The 23926-nt window shown below is 45.6% G+C and carries 22 protein-coding genes; 14 read left to right on the top strand and 8 right to left on the bottom strand.

Annotation, left to right across the window (positions count from 1 at the left end; translation table 11 throughout):
• Entirely contained in the window at window positions 1-4344 is a 4344-nt protein-coding gene (locus tag BLQ18_RS13845) for a CusA/CzcA family heavy metal efflux RND transporter (protein WP_090297821.1), read from the bottom strand.
• A 109-nt stretch (window positions 4345-4453) separates the two neighbouring features.
• Window positions 4454-4762, bottom strand: coding sequence for a DUF6660 family protein (locus BLQ18_RS13840; protein ID WP_090297818.1), 309 nt, complete (start codon window positions 4760-4762; stop codon window positions 4454-4456).
• A 302-nt stretch (window positions 4763-5064) separates the two neighbouring features.
• Between BLQ18_RS13840 and BLQ18_RS13835 the strand changes: the two genes are divergently transcribed.
• Window positions 5065-6861, top strand: coding sequence for a ParB/RepB/Spo0J family partition protein (locus tag BLQ18_RS13835; protein WP_090298214.1), 1797 nt, complete (start codon window positions 5065-5067; stop codon window positions 6859-6861).
• A gap of 43 nt (window positions 6862-6904) precedes the next feature.
• On the opposite strand, the gene BLQ18_RS13830 is transcribed toward BLQ18_RS13835, so the two are convergent.
• Window positions 6905-7663 carry an SOS response-associated peptidase gene (locus BLQ18_RS13830; protein WP_090297815.1) on the bottom strand — a complete coding sequence of 253 codons (759 nt, stop codon included), beginning with the start codon at window positions 7661-7663 and terminating at the stop codon, window positions 6905-6907.
• A gap of 118 nt (window positions 7664-7781) precedes the next feature.
• Between BLQ18_RS13830 and dinB the strand changes: the two genes are divergently transcribed.
• The 10 genes from dinB to BLQ18_RS13780 all read left to right on the top strand — a co-directional run bounded on the left by dinB (window position 7782) and on the right by BLQ18_RS13780 (window position 18013).
• Window positions 7782-8996, top strand: coding sequence for a DNA polymerase IV (gene dinB, locus BLQ18_RS13825; protein WP_090297812.1), 1215 nt, complete (start codon window positions 7782-7784; stop codon window positions 8994-8996).
• Window position 8997: 1 nt separating this feature from the next.
• The gene (locus BLQ18_RS13820; RefSeq protein ID WP_090297809.1) at window positions 8998-11979 is read left to right on the top strand and encodes a DNA polymerase III subunit alpha; all 2982 of its coding nucleotides are present in this window, start codon (window positions 8998-9000) and stop codon (window positions 11977-11979) included.
• A 178-nt stretch (window positions 11980-12157) separates the two neighbouring features.
• On the top strand, window positions 12158-12715 hold the full coding sequence (locus BLQ18_RS13815; protein ID WP_090297806.1) for a hypothetical protein: 558 nt from the start codon (window positions 12158-12160) through the stop codon (window positions 12713-12715).
• Between the two features lie 141 nt (window positions 12716-12856).
• The gene (locus BLQ18_RS13810; RefSeq protein WP_090297803.1) at window positions 12857-13441 is read left to right on the top strand and encodes a Crp/Fnr family transcriptional regulator; all 585 of its coding nucleotides are present in this window, start codon (window positions 12857-12859) and stop codon (window positions 13439-13441) included.
• Between the two features lie 94 nt (window positions 13442-13535).
• Window positions 13536-13988, top strand: coding sequence for a nuclear transport factor 2 family protein (locus BLQ18_RS13805; RefSeq protein WP_175443772.1), 453 nt, complete (start codon window positions 13536-13538; stop codon window positions 13986-13988).
• A gap of 37 nt (window positions 13989-14025) precedes the next feature.
• The gene (locus tag BLQ18_RS13800; protein ID WP_090297797.1) at window positions 14026-14553 is read left to right on the top strand and encodes a DinB family protein; all 528 of its coding nucleotides are present in this window, start codon (window positions 14026-14028) and stop codon (window positions 14551-14553) included.
• 138 nt (window positions 14554-14691) lie between these two features.
• Window positions 14692-15537 (top strand): alpha/beta fold hydrolase, encoded by an 846-nt coding sequence (locus tag BLQ18_RS13795; RefSeq protein WP_090297795.1) that lies wholly within the window; start codon window positions 14692-14694, stop codon window positions 15535-15537.
• A 61-nt stretch (window positions 15538-15598) separates the two neighbouring features.
• On the top strand, window positions 15599-16348 hold the full coding sequence (locus BLQ18_RS13790) for a LamG domain-containing protein (protein ID WP_139150404.1): 750 nt from the start codon (window positions 15599-15601) through the stop codon (window positions 16346-16348).
• 105 nt (window positions 16349-16453) lie between these two features.
• Window positions 16454-16717, top strand: coding sequence for a hypothetical protein (locus BLQ18_RS13785; RefSeq protein ID WP_090297789.1), 264 nt, complete (start codon window positions 16454-16456; stop codon window positions 16715-16717).
• Between the two features lie 84 nt (window positions 16718-16801).
• Window positions 16802-18013, top strand: coding sequence for a site-specific integrase (locus BLQ18_RS13780; RefSeq protein ID WP_090297786.1), 1212 nt, complete (start codon window positions 16802-16804; stop codon window positions 18011-18013).
• A gap of 33 nt (window positions 18014-18046) precedes the next feature.
• Here the strand turns inward: BLQ18_RS13780 and BLQ18_RS13775 are convergent, their stop codons facing one another.
• The gene (locus tag BLQ18_RS13775) at window positions 18047-19159 is read right to left on the bottom strand and encodes an ATP-binding protein (RefSeq protein ID WP_090297783.1); all 1113 of its coding nucleotides are present in this window, start codon (window positions 19157-19159) and stop codon (window positions 18047-18049) included.
• A gap of 405 nt (window positions 19160-19564) precedes the next feature.
• Between BLQ18_RS13775 and BLQ18_RS13770 the strand changes: the two genes are divergently transcribed.
• Window positions 19565-20032 (top strand): hypothetical protein, encoded by a 468-nt coding sequence (locus BLQ18_RS13770; RefSeq protein ID WP_090297780.1) that lies wholly within the window; start codon window positions 19565-19567, stop codon window positions 20030-20032.
• Between the two features lie 211 nt (window positions 20033-20243).
• Entirely contained in the window at window positions 20244-21038 is a 795-nt protein-coding gene (locus tag BLQ18_RS13765) for a cation efflux transmembrane domain-containing protein (protein WP_090297777.1), read from the top strand.
• Between the two features lie 161 nt (window positions 21039-21199).
• On the opposite strand, the gene BLQ18_RS13760 is transcribed toward BLQ18_RS13765, so the two are convergent.
• From BLQ18_RS13760 to BLQ18_RS13745, 4 genes are read right to left on the bottom strand one after another with little or no spacing between them, the layout of a single operon-like run.
• Window positions 21200-21682 (bottom strand): DUF6730 family protein, encoded by a 483-nt coding sequence (locus BLQ18_RS13760; protein WP_090297774.1) that lies wholly within the window; start codon window positions 21680-21682, stop codon window positions 21200-21202.
• 11 nt (window positions 21683-21693) lie between these two features.
• Window positions 21694-22521, bottom strand: a complete 828-nt coding sequence (locus tag BLQ18_RS13755) for a relaxase/mobilization nuclease domain-containing protein (RefSeq protein WP_313795037.1) — start codon at window positions 22519-22521, stop codon at window positions 21694-21696.
• Between the two features lie 38 nt (window positions 22522-22559).
• Window positions 22560-22856, bottom strand: a complete 297-nt coding sequence (mbpA, locus tag BLQ18_RS17195; RefSeq protein WP_090297768.1) for a mobilization protein MbpA — start codon at window positions 22854-22856, stop codon at window positions 22560-22562.
• Window positions 22853-23218: a toprim domain-containing protein gene (locus BLQ18_RS13745; protein WP_090297765.1), complete on the bottom strand. Its 366-nt coding sequence runs from the start codon at window positions 23216-23218 to the stop codon at window positions 22853-22855. Before BLQ18_RS13745 ends, mbpA begins: the two co-directional genes overlap by 4 nt.
• Here BLQ18_RS13745 and BLQ18_RS13740 point away from each other — a divergent pair.
• A complete protein-coding gene (locus tag BLQ18_RS13740; protein WP_175443771.1) occupies window positions 23217-23918 on the top strand; it encodes an alpha/beta fold hydrolase in 702 nt (233 codons plus the stop codon). The two genes, BLQ18_RS13745 and BLQ18_RS13740, sit on opposite strands and share 2 nt — an antisense overlap.
• Window positions 23919-23926 lie beyond the last annotated feature (8 nt).

The following is a 23926-nucleotide window of genomic DNA, read 5'->3' as shown; positions in this document are numbered from 1 at the left end:
TTATTGCTTAAAATATTGTAGTTCGAAAACTGATTTTAGATAATTGTCGAGTGCGTCCAGCGCATCCATTTCCGTCTGTATGGCATCCCTGATGATTTGGGTAAAAGCGACATAATCCACCGCACCTTCCTTATAAGCTAACAATGCTCCTTTTCGCTGTTCCTCTGCAAGCGGCAGGGCTTTGTTCTTATAGAACTGCCAGGATGCTTCCCATTTTTGATAGGCTTGCAACGCCTGTTGGTATTCTGATTGCAGTTGACGTTTGGTAAAGTACGCATTAGCTTTTGCGATTTCGCTTTCCAATTTCGCCGCCTTGGCCTGACTGCGTTCTGTTCCTGAGAATAACGGAAGGGAAATTCCTGCCTGATAGGTATAGAACCGGGTGCTTCCGTTCACCCGTTGCAATCCGCCCTGAAGGTTGAGACTGGGCAACAAATCGGAACGTTCAGCTTTGTAGCTGGCTTGGGCCTCATCAATCCGTTTTTGCGAAAGTTCCAGTTCTGGATGGGTTTCTATTTTCTCATATAAACGCAATACTGCCACTTCGCTTTCATTCAACCTGTCGGGAACAGTATAGAACGTATCGGAAACCAACCAAAGATTGAGTTTTTGCAGGGCAATGACATAATCATTTTCGGCCTGTTGCAGTTTGTTATTGATTTGCAACGCCTGATTGGTCGCCGATGAATATTCCAAACGCGAAATGGCCTCTACCTTAAAATTCAGTTTGATGGCCTTTTCAAATTGTGAATAGATGGAATCCAGTTCGCGATACAGTTCATATTTCTGCCGTTGCTGATAGGCCTGTGACCATGCCTTTTTCACTTCCTTTTCCACTTGCAATGCAGAGAGGTCAAGTGCTGTTTCCGCCAAGGCGATACGTTGTTTCTGCAATCGTTTTTTCGCACCAAGGCCGAACAGGTTGATGTTCTGTTGGCCTAAACCAACAATGGTATAAATGCCTTGACCTTCTGAAACTTCCTCACCGCCCGTGAACACTTGGGTATTACCCATATCATACGCCGTGCCCTTTAGGGCTTTCTGCTTTTGGATTTCCAGTTGTTTTGTTTTCAAGAGTGGATAGTTTTCCTTGGAAATTTCAACCGCTCGTTCCAATGAAACAACGGGAAATGTATCGTTCTGATGAACTTGCCGCGCTTCCGCTTTCGCGAAAGCAAAAAAGAAACAGATTACTACAGAAGCGGTTACGATTTTTGGATTGACCTTTATTTTACGTTCCGAACGTTTTTCAACCCATTGATAAAAAATGGGTAGAATAAAAAGTGTCAATAGCGTAGAAGTTATCAATCCACCAATAACGACAGTCGCCAACGGTCGTTGAACTTCCGCCCCTGCGGATGCGGAAATCGCCATGGGTAGAAACCCAAGGATATCAGTAAAGGCCGTAAGCATTATGGGACGCACCCGTCGTTTGGTGCCTTCAAGGATACGTTCTTTCAAATCGGTCACACCTTCCTCTTTCAGTTCGTTGAGTCCGCTTATCATCACCAAACCGTTCAGTACGGCAACCCCGAAAAGCACAATAAAACCGACCCCTGCGGAAATACTGAAGGGCATACCCCTAAGCCAGAGAGCGAACACGCCACCTATGGTCGCCATCGGTATGGCCAAGTAAATCATCAAGGTTTGCGGAAAGGATTTTAACGCAAAATATATCAGGATGAATATGAGAAGTAGGGCAATAGGAACCACGGTCTGCAATCGGTCGCTGGCCCTTTCCAGATTTTCAAAGGCACCACCATAGCGGATAAAATAACCTGGGGGTAAATCGAGGTTTGCATCCAGCTTGTCCCTTATCTCATTGACCAGCGATTCCACATCACGACCACGTACATTAACGCCTACATAGGTTCTGCGATTGGTATTGTCCCTGCTTATCTGCATCGGTCCCGGTGTGTATTCGATGGCTGCCAGTTCTTGAAGTGGAATCTGTGAACCGTTCGGTAGATTGATATAGAGGTTCCGGATGTCATTAATGTCGCTACGGTTCCGCTCATCGAGCCTGACCACCAAATCAAAACGCTTTTCACCTTCAAAAATGACCCCTGCATACCCGCCGGCGAAAGCAGATTGCACCATCGTATTGAGTTGGTCAATGCTCACGCCGTATTGGGCCAGTTTGTTGCGATTGTACTTAACGGTCATCTGCGGCAAGCCTGAAGTGGCTTCTGCCCGCATATCGCCTATACCTTCGGTACCTGCGATGATTTTGGTAATCTCGTCCGCTTTGGACGCAAGTACATCGATATCCTCACCGTATATTTTAATGGCAATATCCTCACGGATGCCTTCCAGTAGTTCATTGAACCGCATTTCAATGGGCTGCGTAAATTCATAATTGACACCAGGGATAATGCTTACGGCATCCTTCATCTTGTCAATAAGTTCATCTTTGGATTCGGCAGAAACCCATTCGTCCTGCGGTTTTAGGATTACGAATACATCGGCGAAGTCCATCGGCATCGGGTCGGTAGGAACTTCCGCAACACCGATACGGCTGACTATTTTTTCCACTTCGGGAAATTCAGCCTTTACGATACGTTCTATTTTTGTGGTCGTCTCAATGGTCTCACTCAATGAGCTTCCCGGTTTCAAAATTGCGTGGAAGGCAATATCACCTTCGTCCAATTGGGGTATGAACTCACCGCCCATTTTGGTAAACGTGAAGATGGCCACGGCAAAGATAGCCACCGAAATACCAACGACCCATTTTCCTTTTTCCAAAGCTCGCAACAGTAGCGGCTGATACCTGCCTTGCACCCAATAGACGAAACGGTCGCCCCAAGATTTCTTCTCCTTTTTTGACGGATTCAGCAATAGGGCGGACATCATCGGTACATAGGTCAGGCACAGTATCATTGCGCCAATCATTGCAAAGATGAACGTGAGGACCATCGGCTGGAACATCTTACCCTCGACACCTTCGAGTGCCAGAATGGGTAGGAAGACGATAAGAATTATCAATTGCCCGAAGAAAGCCGCGTTCATCATCTTTTTGGATGCATCAGCCGCAATTTCGTAACGGTCTTTCTTATCCAAAGATTTCTTTTTAAGCACATAACTGGCCATAAGAAACACACTCGCTTCCACGATAATGACCGCCCCATCCACGATAATACCAAAGTCGATTGCCCCAAGGCTCATCAAGTTGGCCCATACATCAAAAACGTTCATCAGGATAAAGGCGAACAACAGCGATAGGGGAATGGTCGATGCCACAATCAGCCCGCCACGCCAGTTCCCCAAAAGAAAAACGAGTACAAAAATCACGATGAGCGCACCTTCGAGAAGATTGTTGCGTACCGTGCCCGTGGTCTCACTGATGAGTTTACTTCTATCCAACAAGGGTTCAATGACCACGCCTTCGGGAAGTGATTTCTGGATTTCCGCCATCCTATCCTTGACGCGGACAATGACCTCGTTTGAGTTTGCCCCTTTGAGCATCATTACCAGTCCACCGACGACCTCGCCTTCGCCGTCCTGCGTCAATGCCCCATAGCGAACGGCGGAACCGAAGCGCACATCGGCCACATCGTTTACGGTGATGGGCACACCATTTTCATTTTTAATAACGATTTTCTTGATGTCATTGAGGTTGCGTACCAAACCTTCGCCACGAATGAAGTTGGCCTGGTGGTTCTTTTCGATGTAGGCACCACCCGTGTTTTTATTGTTTGCTTCCAAGGCCTTGAACACATCGGTAATGGTAAGCCCGATGGCTTTAAGTCCATTTGGGTCAACGGCCACTTCGTATTGTTTTATTTTTCCACCTATCGCATTGATTTCAACAACACCGGGCACCATCGCCATTTGTCGTTGCACAATCCAATCCTGCATCGTGCGTAGGTCGGCAAGGGTATATTTGTCCTGAAACTCAGGCTCGACCTTTAGGGTGTATTGGTACACCTCGCCCAAACCCGTCGTAGTAGGTCCCATTGAAGGTTGACCCAGTTCCTCTGGTATTTGCTCGCGTACCTCAATCAGTTTTTCGGAAACGAGCTGGCGTGGCAAAAAGGTTCCCATATCATCGTAAAAAACTACCGTTACCACCGATAGCCCGAATCGGGAAATCGAACGGATTTCCTTGACATCAGGAAGATTACTCATTGCCACTTCCACGGGATAGGTCACGAACTGCTCTATATCCTCTGTACCCAGATTGGGCGATTGCGTAATGACTTGTACCTGATTATTTGTAATATCCGGTACAGCATCAATGGGAACCTGGGTCATACTGTAAATACCTGCACCAATGAGTGCCAATGTGAGCAGACCGATTATAAACTTGTTATTGATTGAAAAATCAATGATTCTGTTAATCATTGGAAAATGGAATTGATTCGGTTAATGAATGTCCATGGCTGCAAATGATATCACTGCATCATGGATGTCAATGGTAATGGGATGTAGTTATCCCCTAAAAAAATTAGAATCAATACCTTGGAGGTTGGAAAAGGGAAGGAGTGACATCCCTGGCCGGTCCATCAAAATGGATAAAATTTTCACGGACAATGGAATGTGTAATGGGTTCAAAGGCAGTAGTGCCAAGGTACAAAGAATGTACATGGCAACAGTGGCACTTACAAAAAGGGGAACATAGCCCACAGGTCGAGTCATGGTCACCGCCGTGATCGACAATCGAAACTTTTTCTTCATCATCTCCCATGCCGCCACAATCATTACAGGGTAGCCCATTGAGTCCAAGAAAATAAAGCGATAATATGAGTGCCAAAAGTTTCACGATTCAAAGATAAGACAATCATCGTGCAACTGGATTGCAAACATCACTTTTCACTTCGTCTGGGTTTCAAGATCAAGTTTTTTTCTTGAACGCTAGGCCTTTGTAATTCCAATGGGGGCGTATAGTGTTACTTAATCTATTAATCAATCTTTATCGAAAGTTAAGCTCGCAATCTTTTCTCGGACAAGGGACGGCATAAAGCCGTTCCGTAAGTCTCTTTTTATTCCGTTTCCTTGCCGCTCCAAAATTTTGTCTTCCGCTTGGTGAACGCTCAAATATTGTTTAACCAAAATCCAAAAATCATGGAAGCACAAACAAAACAAAGAGCGGCCCAAAAGAGAAACAATGGGCAAGCAACAAAGAAAAGGCAAACCAAGAGTGCCGGAAAAGTGAAAGTTGTTCCACAAATCCAAATGTTGGAAATCCGTTCGGTTTCCCCAGATCCGACACAACCCCGAAAAACCTTTGATGAGCAAAGTCTCCATCATTTGGCACAGAGCATTGCCGAACATGGAGTGTTACAGCCAATCACGGTACGAAAAATGGATGAAGGATTTACCATCGTTATGGGTGAAAGACGGTTTCGTGCCAGTAAATTGGCAGGATTGACCACTATCCCTGCCATGGTAAGGGACTATGTCGATACCGAAGTTCTGGAAGTGCAGATCATTGAGAACCTGCAACGGAAGGATGTGGAACCCACAGAGGAGGCAGAGGCCATCCAGTTTCTCTTGGACCGCTACGATCCAGGTGAGATTGCAAAACGTCTGGGGCGTTCCGAAAACTATATTCGGCAGCGCATCAAACTGGCCGGTTTGATCGAAGGATTCAGGGCCTATGTCCGAAATGGGGAAATGACCTTGGGCCTAGCAGTGGCAGTGGCCCTTTTTGAACCTGGGGAACAACAGATGATGCTGGAAAGCCTTGAAGGAGAATACCAAGGGCATCGGATCAAACGGATGATCGAAAGCCGGACCTTTGACCTGACCAAAGCCTGCTTTGATGTAAGGGACAAAACTTTGGTGCCCAAAGCAGGGGCATGTGTTGTCTGTCCCTTCAACGCCGCCAACCAAGGGAACCTGTTCGGGGAAGGGAAAATGGTCTGTACCCGGACATCCTGTTTTGAGAACAAAAAGACCAAGACATTTATGCAACTCTTGAAAAGGGTGAAAAAGGAGGGACTGAAACTGGTACCCAACATCAGCAAATACTGGATGGAGGAGGAACGCAACCAATGGGTCATGGCCCAAATGGGAAAAGTAGGTCTTAAGGTACATTTGACAAATGAACTGGATATTTTAAAGGAACCTGTTGCGCCTACCATGGAAAGCATTAAAGAGGAGCACCGGCATTATGAATATACCGAGGAAGAGTTGACCGAATTCCTGAATGAGGCTTTAGAATACTTTACTGAGGAAAAGGAGGCATGGGACAATGCCTTGGACCATGGGTTTGAAAAGGGTATTCTTCTGGAAACGGATACCTATTTGACTCAGACCATTTTTGTTAAGGTGAGGGAGGAAACAGATGGTGGAAGCTCAGGTGCCAAATCCTTGGAGAAACGTAAGATGTCAGAATGTACCCCAGAGGAACAAATCATCAAGATCAATGCCCGGGAAATGCGGAAAAAACAAATCGAGAACAAAAACCAGTTCAAGGAGGTGGTGGACATGATCAGGGAGACGGAATATATTGATCGAAAGAAAGCGTTGACCACGGATGAAATGGTGGCCATTTCCATCTCATTGTTCGAGAACAACATCGGGTTTTATGGCCAAAGAGAACATTTTAAGGATTTCTTTGGGGATGATTCAAGGTTATCCCACGAAGAACTGGTGGCCCGGTTCAAAGATAACTTCAAGAAGGAGACTTTCCATAGACTGCTAAGGTTTCTATTGACTCGGCAGGTGCACCTTGGGGAAAGTAATCACACGAATGACCTGACCAACCGATCCTTTTATATCGCAATGCAATCCTTCTACAAGGATAAGATTTCAGGTATTGAGGATGCATATGCTGAAAGTCGGCAAAAGCGAGAAGCACGGATCAAGGAAAGGATAGTTGTCCTGGAACAGCAGGCCAAGGCATTCAAGGATTGATTTTTATCACTGGGGGTCTGAAAACAGGCCCCTATTTTTTTGGTCAATCATAGGAAATCGACACTTCCTCGTATTCCACTTTGTCAATGATGCCCGGATAGTTGGAATCCACAGTTCTGCTATATAGATCCTTGGTGACGGGATAGGCTTCCAGATCACCTTCCCATAAATCATCATCGATAAGATCTTGAACGTCGGATTCATTGTTGCCGTTATGCAACCAAGCATCCAAGTTTTCGTCATCAATGATGACGGGTCGCCTTTTCTTTTCATTGTGGATCTCTTCAAACATAGGGGTGGCGTCCTTGGTGAGCACGGCAAAGGTTCTCCGTCCATCGGCCGTGTTGGTATAGATGCCCGCTAGGTATAGTGGGTCACCGTTCTTTCGTCTGAAATAGAAAGGTACTTTAAAATCCTTTCCCTTTACTTTGACCTTGGTGTTGTGGGGCTCGAAGAAACCGTCCACGGGAATGATGCACCGCTGGTTCTCCCAACAGTACCGGTAGACGAAATGGTCAAAGAGCTTTTCGGATTTGGCATTCAGTCCCCCAAAAGTCTTCGGGTTCTTAAAATACTCCGTATAATTTTCCTGTTTTTCCTTTGGGGGCATGATGCCCCACATGGCAGGGAGCATGTTGTTGGGCTCTTCTTGGCCCAAGGTCCACATCACGGGATGGCTCCAGCCGTTGGCATGGAAATAAATGAGTTCCAGGTCGGTGTCCAAGTCACCGTACATGGCCTTTACGGAAAGGAGTTTCTCCAGCTCCTTCCGTTCCCGGGTCTGTCTGGTAGAGTAACACATGTTGAGGTTGAATTATGCTGTATTAAGATAGGCAAAATTGTTAAAGTTTTGAAACGGTTCGTCCCTTTCCGTACATTTGGATATTTTCCAAATTATAGGAATAAATCCAATAAGTTTTATGAAGCCCACCATTCTCCATCTCGATCTGGATACCTTCTTTGTCTCCTGTGAGCGGCTGCTGGACAGCCGTCTGATGAAGCGGCCCCTATTGGTCGGTGGGTTGGGGGACAGAGGTGTGGTCGCGGCCTGCAGCTATGAGACCCGGCGTTTTGGGGTGCACTCGGGGATGTCCATGAAAGTGGCCCGTAGGTTGTGTCCTGAGGCCACCGTCATCAAGGGGAATGCGGGGATCTATATGAAGTTCTCGGACAATGTGACCGAGATCATCAAGGAAAGCGTGCCTGTCTTTGAAAAGGCCAGTGTGGACGAGTTCTATGCCGACCTTTCCGGGATGGACCGCTTTTTTGGCTGCTATAAGTACGCCTCTGAAATGCGACAACGGATACTGAGGGAAACGGGGTTGCCTATTTCCTTTGGGCTTTCCCAGAATAAAGTGGTCTCCAAAGTGGCCACCGGGGAGGCCAAGCCCAACAACCAGATGAAGATCGACCTTGGACTTGAAAAGGAGTTCCTGGCGCCCCTGCACATCCGTAAACTGCCCTCGGTTGGGGAGAAGACCTATGGGATTTTGTCCAATATGGGGGTGACCACCATACAGACCGTACAGGAGCTGCCCTTGGAACTATTGGAAAGTGCCTTTGGGTTGCACGGACGGACCATCTGGATGCGGGCCCAGGGGCTGGACAATTCCCCCTTGGTCCCGTTTCATGAACGAAAGTCCATTTCCACGGAACGCACCTATGGAAAGGATACCACTGATATGGTCAAACTAGAGACCACCTTGTTCGCCATGGCGGAGAACCTGGCCTACCAACTCCGAAGGGCCAACAAGATGACGGGCTGTGTGAGCGTCAAGATTAGATATAGTGACTTCAAGACCTACACGAAGCAGAAACGGGTTCCCTATACTTCTGCGGACCATGTGTTGGTACCCTTGGTGAAGGAACTCTTTACCTCCCTCTATGACCGAAGGATGCTCATCCGACTTGTGGGGGTCAACTACAGTCATATCGTTGGGGGACACTATCAGATCGACCTTTTTGCCGATGATGAAAAGCTGCTCAACCTCTACCAGGCGATGGACAGGGTAAGGAACCGTTTTGGGGAATCCAGTTTGATGCGGGCCTCGGCCATGGGGGCACACAGTATAGGAAGGGGAGGTAATCCCTTTGACGGACAACCACCCATCTTATTGGCCCATAGACAACAATAGCATGTACCTGAACTGCCATACCTATTATTCCCTGAACTACGGGGTGCTCTCCGAAACGGAGCTTTTGGAGTTGGCCAGTTCCCATGGGGTGGAAACCTTGGCCCTGACCGACATCAACAACAGTTCGGCGGGCATGAACTTTGTGCGACTGGCCAATGAACAGGGGATACGTCCCATTTTGGGTATCGATTTTCGCAACGGGAACGTACAGGAATTTGTGGGCCTGGCCCAAAACAATGAGGGGTTTCGGGAAATCAATGCCTTTCTTTCCCAGCACCTGCACAAGGGGACGCCCATTCCCACTGTGGCTCCAATTTTTGAACATGTCCATGTGATCTACCCCTTTGAGAAGATCCAAGAGGAGGAACGGACGGACTTCCGGGCTTATGAGTACATTGGGGTATCCGTCGAAGAGCTTCGGAAATTAAGGTTCTCCCGGTATCGGGATTATACCGACAGATTGGTGTTGTTACAGCCCGTGAGCTTTCGCAGCAAAAAGGATTTCAATACCCATCGTTTGCTTCGGGCCATAGGCTTGAACACACTATTGAGCAAACTCCCACAGTCCGAAGAGGCCAGACCCACCGATACCCTTCGGCCCTTGGAGGAATTGAAAAGGGCTTTGGTCGATGTTCCGCATATTTGGGAGAATACCCAGCGGCTGATGGACTCCTGTACCATTGCCTTTGGGTTTGGAAGTGAACGGGTTTCCCAGAACCAGTCCCGTTTTTTGGCGTCCAGAGCATTCGATGTGGAACGGTTGCGGGAACTGGCATTGGATGGGTTGCCCAGACGCTATGTCCATCCAACCGAAAAGGTCAAGGAGCGCATGTTCCGGGAACTTCGGACCATCCAGGAGCTGGATTTCGTGTCCTACTTTTTGATCAACCATGATATCGTATCCTATGCCAAGTCAAAAGGTTATCCCTATGTGGGCAGGGGGAGTGGGGCCAACAGTCTAGTGGCCTACCTGATAGGAATCACCGATGTGGATCCCATCGAATTGGACCTGTATTTCGAACGGTTCATCAATCCCTTTCGGGCCTCGCCCCCGGATTTTGACATTGATTTTTCCACTTGGGACCGAGATGATGTCACGGCCTATATTTTTAAACGTTTCGAGCACGTGGCCCTATTGGGCACCTACAACACCTTTAAGTACCGGGCGGCTGTTCGGGAACTGGGTAAGGTCTTCGGCCTGCCCACCGAGGAAATCGATAAGCTCAGTTCTGGTCGGTACGAACAGGGAGCCTTGGACGAACTGGCCCGGTTGGTGCTGAAATATGCCACCTATATCCATGGGATGCCCAACTACATTAGTGTGCATTCCTCGGGGATCCTGATCCTGGACCGTTCCAAGCATTACTACTCGGCCACGACTTTGCCGCCCAAAGGGTTCCCGACGGTGCAGTTCGATATGATCATTGCCGAGGATGTGGGCTTGTTCAAATTTGATATTTTGGGGCAGCGGGGATTGGCGAAGATCAAGGAGGCGGTTGAGGTCATCAAGGGCAACCAACCCGATGCCGTTCTTTGGGACATCAAGAGCGTGGAGGCGATGAAGCAGGATGCAAATATCAACCGGCTGTTGAGCCAAGGTAGGGCCATAGGGGCCTACTATGTGGAATCCCCTGCCATGCGGGGGCTGATGAAGAAACTACGGACCCATGACTACTTGGGATTGGTAGCTGCCAGTTCCGTGATCCGTCCAGGGGTATCTTCCTCGGGAATGAAGGATGAGTACATCCGAAGGGAGCGGGAACCGGAACGCCGCAAGGAGGCCAATCCCATTTTGTTGGAGATTATGCCAGAGACCCACGGGATAATGGTCTATCAAGAGGATGTGCTCAAAGTGGCCCATCTCTTTGCAGGACTGGACCTTGGAGAGGCCGATGTGCTGAGGCGGGGGATGAGCGGAAAATTCCGTTCCCGGGAGGAGTTCCAGGCGGTGAAACTCAAGTTTTTTGAAAACTGCAAGCAAAGGGGGCATGATGCCGCCCTGACCCAAATGGTCTGGGAACAGATCGAGAGCTTTGCAGGCTATGCCTTTGCCAAGGGACATTCCGCTTCCTATGCCGTGGAAAGCTACCAGAGCCTGTATCTGAAATGCTACTTTCCTCTGGAGTTTATGGTGGCCGTGCTCAACAATGGGGGAGGGTTCTATGATACGGAGCTTTATGTGCACGAGACCAAAATGTGGGGCGGGGTCATTCATCCGCCATGCATTAACCGAAGTGACCATGTCAATGCCATCTATGGCAAGCATATTTATTTGGGACTGGGACAGCTTCGGAGTCTTGAACGCTTGGTCATCCAACGCATTTTGAACGAAAGGCAGCTCCATGGCAAGTTCAGGGATTTTGATGATTTTATCGACCGCGTCCCGATTGCCATCGAACAGTTGACCATCTTGGTGCGTATCGATGCCTTTCGTGTGTTTGGGGTGCCCAAGAAACAAGTACTTTGGCAGGCCGTGTTCAAGACCAAGGCCCATCGAAAGGATACTGTTCAGAGGCTGCTCTTTAAACCCAACCACAAACATTTTACATTGCCGAATTTGCCTTCCCATCCCATTGAGGATGCCTATGACCAAATGGAACTCTTGGGATTTCCGCTTTGTGGGTATTATGAGCTTATGGACGGCAAGGTAAGGAGCCGGTTGACTGCGGGTGATTTTGAGGCCTATGTCAACCAAAAGATATGGATCTATGGCTCCATGGTGCATACCCGGTTGAACACCACATCCAAAGGGGACACCATGCGCTTTACCACCATGCTTGATCTGGCAGGTCACTTTTTTGACTGTGTCCACTTTCCCCAAACAATGGCATCCACACCCATTCATGGAAAGGGCATCTATCTGTGCCATGGAACGGTGACCGAGGAGTTCGGACATTACAGTCTGGAGGTGATCTCGACCATCAAACAACCCTTGAAACCTGACCCAAGGCAGGTAGGTACGGGAGCACTCATGGCCAAATAAAAGGGTGTAGAGCGTATTCAGATCAATACTGTCCAAAGATAAACCCGGAAAATATTCTCGGACAAGGGACGGCATAAAGCCGTTACCGTTGTCACTGTTTATTCCGTTTCCTTCCCACTCCAAAATTTTCCCTTGCGTTTGGCGGTCTGCCACTATTGTTCAATTTAAAACGCATATCATGGAAAATCAAAACGTAGTGCAACTGGATTTTGGCTTTGAACTGGAGCCAGCGAAAACACCAATTCCAAACCTAAGACCCAAGTCTTTCAAAAAGACCAAATCCGATTTTGTCCTTGACTTAATGGACCTATTGCAAAGTCCCATCATTGTGTATCCATCCCAATGGCAGGATGCCGTGCCCAAAGACCTTTTAAACAATATCACCATGGCCCGGATGTTGACCCGGATGCGTGGGGAACACATGGCCTCCTTGACCGAGGTTGTGGCCTATATGATGCCCAGGACTTTCGAATCTCCCATGCCCAGTGAATGGGTGAACATTTACACATGGTGTGGGCTCCAGTATGCCAAGACTTTCAAGAAAACAGGTCAAATTGAGGCCATGGAGGAAGTGGCTCCCCAACAACTTTCCGAGTATGAGATGGGCCTTTTGAAAGGGTTAAGGATGTGGATCTATGAGAAACGACGAAAGGCCTTAAAGGACAGCATGAAAGCTTCAATGCCCAAGGACAATAGACCTTGCCAAGATACCCAAGGGGAACTTTTTTCCGATTGATCCTGTGTCGATGGGGCCTTTGTCGCCATAGATCTTCAAGGGAAGCGGATGGTTGTCCTTTTAATCCCGGACCGACAATGTTGCAGGGTTCCCTATTATCTCAAGAATATTGTACCTTGGATTTGAATTAAGATATTTGTTTTGCAGGCCAAACCACTGATACAACATTTTGAAACCTATTTACCTTTTGAGGTGGAGGAAAAACAGCTCATTCATGAGCGAATCTCATTCCGCAAGGTCAAGCGCAGGGAGCATTTGTTGCGGACAGTCGAAATCTGTCGTCACTATACCTTTGTGGTGAAAGGTGTCCTAAGGATGTATGGAATTGATGGAAATGGCAAGGAGCACAACATCCTGTTCGCTTCAGAAAACGAATGGTTGTCCGATATCAGCAGTTTCCATGCCACACAACCCGGTGAATCCAATATCCAGGCCCTAGAACCCACCGAGGTCATCCAGATCGAGCAACAGGACCTCTATTATTTGTACATCAATATTCCAAAGCTTGACCGTATCTTTAAGGTCATCACGGAAGAAAAGTATGTGGAACTACAGAATAGGGTATTTCAGAGCATCAGTTCCACAGCACAGGAACGGTATCTGTATTTTCTATCCAAGTATCCAAGTCTGGGTTCCCGACTTCCCAATACCCAGATCGCTTCTTACTTGGGTATAACCCCTGAATTTCTGAGTATGATCAGAAAAGAGCTGGTGGCCAAAAAATAGTTCCCTTCCAATCCCCTGATTTCTTAAACTAGTTTATGGGTCAATCCTCCTGATGTACCCCAACTTTGCATTGTAAATGATAAACAAATGCAAGATGAAAAAATCAGTTTATAATCGTATCTTATTGGTTGTTATGGTGTTGTTGGGGTACGTTGGGCATTCACAGACCAAAGATGAGGAAGCCGTACAACATACCGTTCAAGCCTATTTCAAAGCCTTGAACGAAGGCAATGTCCAACATATCGTGTCCGTATTTACCAATGATGGGGCCGTTTTCCCAACCGGTGCGCCAACAGCTATTGGGACCGAGGGGTTGACCGGGAATTACCGATATGTCTTTGATAATTTTGGATTTGACCTCAAGGTGACCATCGCGGACATAAGGATAAAAGAAGATATGGCCATGGTGCAGTCCAATTCCAAAGGGACGGTGTGGATCAAGGCCAATGACCAAAAGCTCACCGAAGCATTCAGGGAATTGTTCGTCTTGAACAAAGTGAACGGTACATGGAAAATCGACAAATACATGTACAACCAATCCAAATAAGTTAACCCCCGGAGCGATCCGGAACAAATATGATCCTATGAAAACCATCAAAAATCTAGTACCCTTAACCTTTATTGTAATTATCATGAATTCAGCGAATGCACAAAAGGTCTCTGATCTGGTAGCCGACTGGGAACGGGCCAAAGCCTATACCTTGGAATATTTGGAGACCATGCCCGCGGACAAATTTGATCTGAAACCAACCTCTGAAATCCGCTCCTTTGCACAACAGATGCTGCATTTGACCGATGCGAACTATGGGTTTACGGCAGCGGCCACAGGTGTGGAAAGCCCAGTTGGGATGGGGGAATCCGAAAAGAGTACGGACACCTCAAAGGAAAACGTTACCAAATTGGTCAGTGCCGGATATGATTTTGTAATTGCCGGAATCAAGGGTTTGAGCGATGAAGCATTGGCGGAACCCGTTACCCTATTTGGCCGTTTTGAGATGACCAAGGGACAGGCACTCGCCAAACTCTTCGAGCACCAGACCCACCATAGGGGACAGACGACCATCTATATCCGTTTGGCAGGGGTAAAACCTCCCAATGAAAAGTTGTTCTGATAACCGCTATGTGGAACAGTGGTTATCCGCCACAACGTAGAGAAGGAAACAAAAAATAATAGGTCTAGATTAATAGTACTGACTCCCAAAGAACCAATGGGATAACTTTTTTACTGCCCAATTTGATATGGTAATGATATGAAACAGTTGATTTTAAATTCAGTTTGGTTGCTATGCTGGCTGGCATTTTCCCAGGTCCAAGCACAAACCAAAACAACAGAAAAGGTTCCCTATGGGAACAACCCCAAGGCAGGCGCATATGTTAAAGCAGGGGACGCCAATATATATTATGAAGTCTATGGTAGCGGGGACCCCATACTATTATTACATGGGGGCATTATGGGCTCCATAGATGAAATGACCGGATTCATTGAAAAACTCAAAAGGGATCATCTGGTCGTGGCCATGGCCACAAGGGGTCATGGAAAGTCCGAGATCGGCACGGCACCGATCACCTATGAACTCAAGGCGAATGATGTGATGGCCGTAATCAATGCGGTGACCAAGGACAGTATAACCCTATTGGGTTTCAGTGATGGGGCCTACACGGGCTATAAGGTGGCCAGCATGTACCCCAATAGGGTAAAGAAGTTGGTGGCCATTGGAGCCGGCGAACAGATTCCCGGTTTACGCCAGGTGCCCGCCTTTTCCAAGGAACGATTCGATTTGGAGAGTGATTTTTGGAAATCCCGGTTGGCCCTGATGCCCGAACCTGAAAAATTGGAGGAGTTCTGGAAGCAGATGACCCAATTCTATAATACCATGGTAGCCAGCAAAGAGTTGTTCAACAGCATTCAATGTCCGGTGCTGGTATTGGCGGGAGAGCTTGATAAAAATGCCCCACTGGCCACGGTCATTGCCGCCTACCAGATGATTCCCGACAGTCAATTGGGGATAGTTCCCAATACCGGCCATGTGGTGTTTTTGGAAAATTTTGATGCCGTTTGGGCCAGTGTCAAACCTTTTTTAAATGCTCATGACTAGGGTAGGGAACGCTTGTTGGAATAGCCCAAAAAATCAATTCAAGTATCAAAAAGAAAATACTATGAAAAAGTATGCAGTAATAGCGTTGATGGTCACGGGAACCTTATCCCTGTCCGGTCAACACAAAAAATTGGAACTCAAAAAACAAACCTTTGAATTACACAATGTCACGGGGTCCATCATCAAATTCCAAGGGAAGAAAGTGCTGAAGATCGAAAGGGATCTCGAAGCACTTCCCTTTGATATGAACAATATCGAGGCCACCGTGGACGAACCCCATTATGCGCGCTTGGTGGGACTGGAGGATTTTGAAAACGGAACCATTGAAGTGGAAATGTACAGCCAGCTCCAAGATCCCGCTCCTTATCCTGGGATTGCTGGGTTCATCGGTGTATATTTTAGAATAGTACCTGATGATTCGGCCTTTGAGGGCATCTATGTACGTCCCAAAGTGGGAAGGGTCAACAACCAGCAGTATCGTAACCATGCGGTCCAATATATTTCCTATCCGAATGCCAAATTCGATATGCTCCGTAAATCCGATCCGGGCAAATATGAAGGTTCTGCACCGGTCGCCCTCAAGGAATGGATCAAAATGCGGATTGAGGTCAATGGGGACTTTGCAGAAATGTTCATCAACGATGCCAAATACTCCACCTTTGTGGTGGACAAAATGCTGGGGAAACATACCGTTGGTGGTGTTGGCCTTTATGTGGACATTGGTACCATCGGGTATTTCAAAAACCTCAAAGTGACCAAACGGGCCTATAGGGCACCGAAAAATGAGGGTGTAAAAGTCGATGATATTTAAGATCTTTACCATACGAAAGATCAAACTAGCTTTAAAAACCCATGGTGCGATAAGGAACCATGGGTTTTTGATTTGTTTTATACGTACTGCCAAACCGAATGATCAGTGGATATAGAGAATCAAGGACCAAGTGATGGTATGCAGTTTACAGATGACCAAATTGCTTTTCAGATCATAGGGGATTACCCCGATGCACCTACCCTAATATTTCTACACGATTCTTTGGGGTGCATTTCTTTGTGGAGGGATTTTCCAAGACGATTGGGAGCCTTGACCCAATGCAATGTTTTGGTCTATGACAGTCGCAAATTATTGATTTTCAAATGGTTGCATTTGATTTCTTTTGTTTTGAAAATCAGTATTTTATGATTTTTCACTTTTCTTTTAGCTTCCTTGGGACTACATTTAAGTACCCATTTGTTGTACCTATGTTGTACCCAAAACCAAAAAAGTATGTCTTCAATCAAAGTCGTTTTAAGAAAAAAAGCATTGGCCAATGGCTCATTTCCCATCTTTTTAAGGGTAACCAAAAATCGTAGAACCAAATATTACCGCACTCCTTTGAATACCAATTTGGAAGAGTGGAACGAAGATACAGGTTCTTTCAATGGCAAAAATGCGAACTACATCCAAAAGAATAGAGTGCTTCTGAAAATAAAAGACCGAGCCTTAAAAACCTACTATGACCTGGAGCTTGAAAAAGAAGATTTTTCTCTTGACGATTTTGATAAACATTTTCGAGTAGACACCAATCCAGCTTCTCAGGATGTATTCCGGTTTTGGGACGAGATCATACAGGAAATGCGTGACGCGGGTAGAATGGGTAACGCCAAGCTTTATCACGATGCCTCCAACTCAATCAAACGATTTATTGGTTTTAAAAGTCTACGTTTTTCGGAAATTGATGCTACCTTTTTAAACAAGTATGATACTTTTTTGCGCTCACGTGGTGGCACGGATGGCGGAATAGGTGTAAAAATGCGAACGATTCGTGCTATGTACAATAAAGCCTTAGAACGGAATATCTTCAAAGTAGAAAAGCATCCCTTCCATGTCTATAAAATATCAAGACTAAAAGGCAAAGGCATTAAGAGAGCCTTGAATTTGGAACAGATTAATAAGATTCACAATCTTGATTTAACAAAGTATCCACATCTGGTCGATCACAGAAATTATTTCATGTTCAGTTTCTATTCTAGAGGGATGAACTTCGCGGATATGATTTGTCTGAAATGGAGCGACATCCATGGAGAGCGGATTAGATATATCCGCAATAAAACGAAACGCCCATTTTCTGTAAAAATCAATCCGCCCTTGAGAGCCATTTTAGATTATTATCGAGAATATTCCCTGGGTACGAAGTATATTTTTCCAATTCTCTTATACAATGATTTGACCCCTTTGCAATTAGACCATCGCAAAAAGAAGACACTTGCCCAATATAACAAGGGTCTGAAAGAAATTGCTAAACTCTGTGGCATCAATCAGGCCTTAAGTTCCTACGTGGCTAGGCACAGTTATGCAAACTGCCTTAAACAAAAAGGGGTGGCCACGGATATTATTGGAGAATCGCTTGGGCATGCAGATATAAAGATTACCCAAGTATACCTCAAAGAATTGGGCAATGAAATTGTGGATGACGCCGTTGAAGTACTTTTTTCCTAAAAAAACAGCATAAAGGCTTCGCAATATTAAGACCTACACAAATTCCCTAAAATTGTTTCTGTGGATTACTTCAATAGTGGCATTGTAACTTTCCATAAAAGACTTTGGAAGCTTGGCTTTAGCTTTTTCACTCCACTTAAACTCGTAGCCCGTGATTTTCCCTGAGACCTCTTCAACATAATCCACTTCCTGTTGCTGTTTTGTTCGCCAAAAATAGGAATTGGACAAAGAGCCATCGTAGGCCAGTTTTTTGATGCGCTGTGCTATCAAGAAGTTCTCCCAGAGACCCCCCTTGTCACTTCGGCTGTCCAATAGATTGAAATTCCCGATAATGGCGTTTCTCACCCCTGTATCGTAGAAGTAAATCTTTTGGTTGGTCTTTATTTCGTTCCTCAGATTCCTGCTAAAGCTTGATAACCTAAAAATCACATACCCTTTTTCAAGAACATCGATGTAATTGGAAACGGTATTCTTATCAACGCCCACCAATTGGGCAAGTTCATTGTAGCTTACCTCGCTGCCCAACTGCAAGGCCAGGGCACGAAGTAATTTTTCCAACACTTGGGGCTTTCGTATTCCGCTAAATGCGAAAATATCTTTGTAGAGATAGCTGTTGGTCAATTGTTTTAAAACCTCAATTTCGTCCCCAGGATGGTTTATAACATCTGGATACATGCCGTAAAGGATTCTTAATTCGAGCTGCTGCTCAGACTTTACATAACCAATACTGTCCTCCAACTCCTGCCAAGAAATGGGATATAATTTGTATTCCCATTTTCTTCCGGTCAATGGCTCGCTGGTCTGATTGTTCAATTCAAATGCCGAAGAACCGCTTACCAATAGTTGTACTTTTTTGAACTGGTCGGTGATTATTTTTAAGGTCAACCCGATATTCTCGATACGTTGGGCCTCATCGATGAACAAGGTTTTATAGTTGCCTATAATGCTCTTTAGTTGCTCGGTGTTGGGGTTGGTCAATAGATTTCTGACGGTGGAATCATCACCATCCAAAAACAAATGGTCCCTATTTTCCAAAATGGAATTGATTAAGGTCGTTTTTCCAACTTGTCTCGGTCCAATGACTAGGATTGCCTTTCCCTTATCCAGCTTTTGAATGATTTTCTCTTCTAAGATTCGTTTAATCATAAGATTAAGTGAATTAATTCACCAAAAGTAATGTTTTTTAGTGAATATATTCCCTGAAAAGAATAAATGGAAGAACTAATTGACTTAACTCATTATTTAATTTATGCTAGTCAGTGTCCAATATGAGAGGTCAATAATGGGATTCATTCAAGGTAATCGCAATTTTTTGGGGACTCATCCATTTACAATAAATGAAGTTAAGGAGTTTTGTTTTTGGTCAATCAGTAACCAGGGGATGCGAACATTATCCTAACTAGTTATAAGGGAAATGAATTTCACATCAGTAATGGGGCGATTCACAACAAAAAGAAGAAACATTACAACAACAGGGTAGGGAAATCGTTATGATGATTGTTTAAAAGTCAACAAAACAAAAATATATTTTAAAATTACAAGAAGTAAATTATGAAAACCTCAAATCTAATCAAATCATTTATTGCGGGAGTAATGGTTCTTACCGTGATTGCCTGTAGCAAAGACGATGACCCTACCGCAAGTGTAACGGTCAATGGGACTACGTTAAGAACAAGTCCATCTGATTTTGTCGTGGATGACCAAGGCGATTTCAATGGTGACCTAGATGCCAGTTTCACGGGCAATGGTGGTTCGACCACCCGTATGTTCAGCTGGAACAACAATCTTACAACTGCGGATTACAATGCCGATATCACGGCGACCACCGTGGGAACATTTCGCATGGTCATTGAGGATTCTGCCGGAGCAGTTGTTTTGGACAGAAGTTTAAATGGTGCTGTTGAACCCGATTCATTCAGCGGGGTTACATCCACTGGCGCTTCAGGAATATGGATCGTTACAATAACCGTAGGCGATTTCAGTGGTGATGGCAGTTTCTCTTTGAGTGAGGGGAACTAGTCTCTACGCTTATAAATATATAGAAGCCCCTTTTCTGGGGCTTTTTTTGTTCTAATCATGGAGTGTACTGAAAAACAAATAATTCTCAGGAATCTTCTTTTTTCATAATCTGTATAATTAAGTCGCTGTTTTACGGCACTCGGAATTTTGATCCAGATGGAGTAATTTGGTGTTCAAGAATAATAAAAGCCGCTTTTTTAAATAGGGTTTAATGAAAAAGTCATTATTTGAAATTTCCAAGATGGACTGTCCCTCTGAGGAAAACCTTATCCGTATGAAACTGGATGGGATTTCAGATATTGCGGAACTGGACTTTGATATTCCCAACCGAAAATTGACGGTCTTTCATTATGGTGAGGTGGAGAAAATCGAAAAGTCGATTTCAGATTTGAAATTGGGAGATAGAAGAATTTCCACAGAAAAGAGCGACAGAATCGACTTTGATAAAAAATCGGATCAAAAAAGGTTGCTTTGGATCGTCCTCGCAATAAATTTTGCTTTCTTCCTTGTAGAAATGGCCACCGGGCTAATCGCTAAGTCCATGGGACTTATTGCCGATAGTTTGGACATGTTGGCGGATAGTTTCGTTTATGGCATCAGCTTGTTTGCCGTAGGTGGAACCCTAACCAGAAAGAAACGGATAGCGAAGCTTGCGGGATATTTCCAGCTCACCTTGGCCCTTATTGGATTTATTGAAGTTCTCAGACGTTTTTTTGGAGCAGAAAAACTTCCCGATTTTTCTACCATGATTCTCGTTTCGATTCTTGCGCTCATCGCCAACGGCATCTGCCTTTACCTGTTGCAAAAGTCAAAGAGCAAGGAGGAGGCCCATATGAAGGCTAGTATGATCTTCACCTCAAATGATGTGATTATTAATTTAGGGGTCATAGTCGCTGGACTACTGGTCCATTGGTTGGATTCTAACAAACCTGACCTAATCATCGGCACAATTGTGTTCTTCCTTGTGGTCCAGGGAGCGTTTAGAATACTTAAGTTGGGCAAGTAACAGTTCAAACTTCAAGTACTAAAAACTGAACGATTTTCAGGACACAGTGATTTTTCATACTTGCCCCAAATCTTACCATAACTTGACTGCGCGCGGATCCTGTTTCGATTTTATAGCGTTCCGGTAGATAAGCGTAAAGTAAAATCGGAATAGGGCGCAGCCTACTTTTTGGCCTGAATGGAATCCGTTTCTTTCCCTTTCAACCGCCATGACTCATAGGATTCAAATAGACCTGGATTTTCGTCAAAAAAGCCCCTTAACGTTGTGATGACCTCCTGCCGTCCGGACTCAAAGGACTTTTCGCGTATTGAATCCAACCGTGAGACCCTTATTCCCAAATAACAAATGGTGACAAGGGAAATCATCCAGACCGCTATCGTCAGCCAGAACAATGTCCTTGGGATTACCTTGGCGTTTATCACCGCTTTCCTGATAGTATTGGTGTTCTGGTCAATGGATTCCATGTTCCACTTTTCCTTTTCCAGATGTCTATGCAGTAATTTCTGTATGTCATCGGTAGAGGCCTCCACCTTTATGTTATCGACGTTCTCTGTAAGCTGTTTTAGCCTATCGATGGATTTGTTGAAACCGTCTAGTTCATCGGCCAACAATTCCATTACCTCGTCCAGTTTTTTATATCCCATAATTGTTTCTATTAATATCCCATTCCACTATCCATCGCCCGTTTTGCGGCCTGCTCCAATGTTTTTCTTATCAATTTGAGCGAAGCATTTGATACCAGTTCCGCTGCCTTGCCAGCCATGGCCAATCCCTTGGCAGATTCCAACTGTTTGTTGAGTTCCATGCCGTGTGAAAGTTGTTTTGTCAAGTTTCCGCCCGACATCGAACGGTGCACCTCGCTTCCCTTGAAATTGTGTCCCTTATGCTCGAACCGAAAACCTTGCAGCTTTCCCGCCTTATTGATGCTTGGGATGACCTGAACCTTTCTTTCCCCCATGGCTTTCATGTAATCAAACAAGGTTTTTGGCCGTTCCTTGTCCATGACCTGATCGTGGATGCGCTTGATGCCATGACGGATGTTAAAAGTCTCCATCTCCTTTTCAATCTGCACCATTTTTACCGTGGTAAGCCCCTTTTCCATGGCCACCTGTTCGGCCATTTGTTGGCTACGCTTTCCGATAAAACTGTCCTTGTAGGCCTTGCCATCAAAACCGATACGGTTTGCATAAAGATGTACATGCGTATGCGCCTTGTCACGGTGCACAAAGGCGATGGCCTGTCTGTCCTGGAGCTGCATCTTCTCAATAAAGCTTTTGGTCAGTTCTCCCAGCTCTTTGTTCGAAAGGTCCTTACCATCCTCTTTGGTGGGACTGAGCACAAAGCTCAGGGTGTTCTTTTGGCAACGTGGGTTCATCTCCTGTACCAATTTGAACTCCTCGGTCACCTGTTTGGCCGTTTCCCCGGCCAGGTTTTGGCTGTGGACCACCTCTGACCCCTTTTCCTGGTTCCAGCCATATCCCATGGACTGGCCCGTGTGCGCTATGGATTTTCCCTTGCCGATCATTTCCCAAAATTGTAAAGGTGCTTCCGTATCTCCTCGGCCAATAGTTCCACTTCCTTGGCCAATAGCGGATTCCTGTTTCTGAACATGTTTCCTATCCGTGTAAAGTTGTCCTTGTACTGGACCAATGTCCTGTAACATTCCAATTGTTCCTCGGTCAACCGCTCGATAACGCTATTGCCAAAAGCCGAGCTCCTGCAATATTCCGATAGGGAAATGCCCGCCCTTTTTGCCCTTTTTTTGAGCAGTTTCTTCTCGTATATGGAGCAGCGGAATTTGATGTAGTCCCTCTTCATTCCTTTTTTTCTTTGCAACCATGGGGAGCAAAGCAAGATTGTTTTTGTGGCAACAAAAACACATCTTGAATTCCCTGCCCAATACATTCCTTACTTACCCCCATCAACCATTCGTTCATATCCTTAAATCCATCATATAGTTTGGAATTGTCCTTGATGTTATGCGATTGTTCCAGTAAAAATTCTGTCTTTTCCTTTCCCGTTCCGTCATTGTCCAGAAAGAGGTCGATTTGGTCATAATCCTTAAAGTAAGCCAAAGCCTTTTCAACAAATGCCGTGGAGTTCAATATCAAAAGGTCACGGGTTTTTTGAATGTTTGGCATGAGTTCCAAAAGGGAAAGCATATCGAACATCCCCTCCATGACAATCAGTTTCTTGTGGCCGCTCTGGAAAATAGATATGGCCTTGGGCGATGTTGAGTTTTTCCAGTACTTGTTCCTTAGTTCCCAACCCCCGTCAACATTCTTCAGACAGGGATATGGGAGATCGTGCCCGTTTTCCAATCGGGAACGGGAGAACGACTATATGGAAATCGAGGCCGATCATCTGAATGACCTCATGGCCCAGTGGAAAATTTCAAAAGCAATCTTGTTTGGCCATAGTGATGGAGGTTCCATCGCCTTGATCATGGCCGCGAAATATCCTGAAAAGGTTTTGGGCATTATTTCGGAAGGGGCCCACGTCTTTGTTGAGGACCTTACCCTCAATGGTATCAGGGAAGCCATCCAACTTTATGAATCCTCCAACCTGAAGGGCCGATTGGCCAAATACCATGGGGACAAGACAGAGGCCATGTTCTGGGCATGGGCGGCTACTTGGACAACGAATGGTTTTAGGGATTGGAACATTGAAACTTTTCTTCCCATGATCCAATGTCCCGTACTGGTGGTCCAAGGCCTTGAAGATGAATATGGAACCTTGGAGCAGGTGAAAAGTATTGTGGGGAATACGAACGGGAAGGCTATAAAGCTTTTGGTGCCCAACTGTGGACATACGCCCCACAAAGAAGTCCCGGAAATTATTTTGGACCAATCTTCTCAGTTTGTGAATCAACTCCAATAGCATATCTG

The organism is Flagellimonas zhangzhouensis, from assembly GCF_900102925.1.
GTDB classification, from domain to species: Bacteria; Bacteroidota; Bacteroidia; order Flavobacteriales; family Flavobacteriaceae; genus Flagellimonas; species Flagellimonas zhangzhouensis.
Note: the sequence above shows the minus strand (reverse complement) of the source record. Positions and strands in the feature narration are given on the sequence as shown.